Annotated in this window: 2 protein-coding genes; both read left to right on the top strand. The window is 68.3% G+C overall.

Annotated elements, in window-relative coordinates; translation table 11 throughout:
• The coding region (locus ACFVH5_RS44300) for an RICIN domain-containing protein (protein ID WP_385839356.1) at window positions 1-832 on the top strand (832 nt) is incomplete at its 5' end.
• A 90-nt stretch (window positions 833-922) separates the two neighbouring features.
• Window positions 923-2,362 carry a hydrolase gene (locus ACFVH5_RS44295; RefSeq protein ID WP_385839355.1) on the top strand — a complete coding sequence of 480 codons (1,440 nt, stop codon included), beginning with the start codon at window positions 923-925 and terminating at the stop codon, window positions 2,360-2,362.
• Window positions 2,363-2,472 lie beyond the last annotated feature (110 nt).

Here is a 2,472-nt window from a genome sequence, read left to right as displayed (position 1 = left end):
GTCCGGTGTGGACCCGATGGACGTCGAAGGCACGTACGTCCAGAAAGGGTTCCTGCCGCGCTGGCTCGCCACCTTCCTCGGCATCTTCATGGCGCTCGCCATCACCTTCGTGATGCTGTGGATCGCCTACAAGCCCAGCGTCCGCAGCTCCGCCACCGAGAAGCTGCAGGAAGCGGGCATCAGCACGCTGGCTCCCTCCCCCTCGCTGACCCCCGAGGCGCCCAAGGCCCCGTCCGTCGAACCGGTGGCCTCCGAGCCCGCCGCTCCGACTGCGTCAGGTGACAGCGGTGGCGGTGGCGGCGGTGGCGGGGGAAACCCGTCCCCGAAGCCGAAGCCGAAGAGCGTCGTCCCCGCGACCGAGATCCTCCTGCGGAACCCGACCACCAAGATGTGCGCCGACCTCCCGGGCCGTGAGAAGGGCAAGGCGACCGGCCGCGTACAGCAGGCCCCCTGCACCGAGAACCCGGCCGAGGACAACCAGCTCTGGAACCTGGAGGTGCGCCAGCCGAAGGGGGGACCCGGCGGTTCCGCCCTCTTCGTGATCCGCAACGTCAAGGACCAGCTCTGCATGGACCTGCCGAACGCCGGGGCCCAGCCCGTGCAGGTGGGGATATACGAGTCCCCGTGCGACGGCACGACGGCCGACAACGACCTGTGGTGGATCGACAAGCAGGAGAGCGGCGCCTACTGGATCCGCAACTTCGCCAGCAACAACAAGTGCCTGGACGTGGCCGGGTTCAGCACCGGCACCGTCGACACGAACCTGACGCTGTATCACTGCTCCAACACCGATGACCAGGAGTGGCTGGTCATTCATCCCAACAGAGGCTGAGACCAGGGGCAGTCGGTGCCGCCTGTTCGGGCACGCATCCTGCCCCGCTGCTTCCTGACTCGGCACGGGATCGGTGTTTAAGTTCCCAGAGTGAGCCTTTGGACTTCCTTGGAGCCCGCCTCCGCGACCGTGGACCCGGGTGGCAGTACGACGGTGCGGCTGCGTCTGCGTAACACCGGTGATGTGGTGGACGAGTACCGCTTCGAGGCGGTTGGTCCGCTGGCGCCGTGGGCGAGGGTGGAGCCGCAGGTTCTGCGGCTGTATCCGGGGACGACGGGTTCGGTGGACATCGCGTTCGCGCCGCCGCGTACGCCCGATGCGACGGCGGGGCCCAATGCGTACGCGGTCCGGATCACGCCGACGGAGCATCCTGAGGCGACGACGGTTCCCGAGGGGAACCTGACGATCACTCCGTTCACGGAGGTGCGGGCGGAGTTGGTGCCGCCGACCGTGAAGGGCCGTTTCCGGGGGCGTCCGAAGCTGGCCGTGGACAACCTGGGCAACACGAAGCTCACCGCGTCGGTGAGCGGCACCGACAACGGTGATCACCTGTCGTACGACATCCACCCCTCGAACGTGCAGATCGAGCCGGGGCGTGCGGCGTTCGTCAAGACGACGCTGAAGCCGCGCCAGATCATCTGGTTCGGATCCAAGGAGGACAGGCCGTACACCCTCGCCGTCCAACGCTCGGGTGTGGACCCGCTGGACGTGCAGGGCACGTACGTCCAGAAGGGGTTCCTGCCGCGCTGGCTCGCCACCTTCCTGGGTGTCTTCATGGCGCTCGCCATCACCTTCGTGATGCTGTGGATCGCCTACAAGCCGCAGGTGCGCAGTACGGCCACGGAGAAACTGCAGGAAGCCGGCATCAGCACACTGCCGCCCAGCAGCCCCACCGCGTCCCCGCCCATGCCGACCACTCCCACCGTCGCCCCCACGACGCCGCCGGCCGCCGCGCCGACACAGGCCGCGGGCGGGGCGGCGGCCGGAGCCGGAGGCGGTGGTTCCGACGACGACAAGGAGACCAAGGCCCCGGAGCGGACCGCGGCGACCGCCGTCCAGGAACTGGCCGCGGAGGAACCCGACAAGAAGCACATCTGCTACCGGGCCTTCGTGAAGGACGACGGCTGGACGGAAGCGGTCTGCGACGGCGAGACGGCGGGCACCGTCGGGGAGAACACGCCGCTGAAGAGCCTCAACATCGCCGTGTCGGGGACCAAGGGGACGGCCAGCGCGGCATTCGTCAACGACCCCGCGACGACGAACGGGCAGGGACACTACATCGCGCCCTGGTCGGGTGCGGCCGACGGGATCGACAACTACATCGGCAGTACGAAGAAGGACGCGCCGAATCTGCTGGGGTTCACCATCAACGTCGACAACGGGGGTGGGGCCGTGTGCCAGAACGCGCATGTGCATGACGGGGGTTGGCTGGGGCTCGGCTGCGACAAGCCGGGCGAGGGTGAAGGGTTCATCTTCGGCGGCTCCCTGGAGAACAACCGCTGGCTGGAAGCGGTCAAGTTCACGGTGTAGCCGGCAGCCTGCGCCCCGGTGGGGGCTGGCCTCAAGGATTGCGCAGTTCCCCGCGCCCCTGAAGGGGCGGGGGGGAAGGGGCAAACATTTGTGGTTGTGGGGGGCGGGGA

Source organism: Streptomyces sp. NPDC127119 (genome assembly GCF_042677425.1).
GTDB lineage: Bacteria > Actinomycetota > Actinomycetes > Streptomycetales > Streptomycetaceae > Streptomyces.
This window is presented reverse-complemented; position numbering and strand designations above follow the sequence as displayed.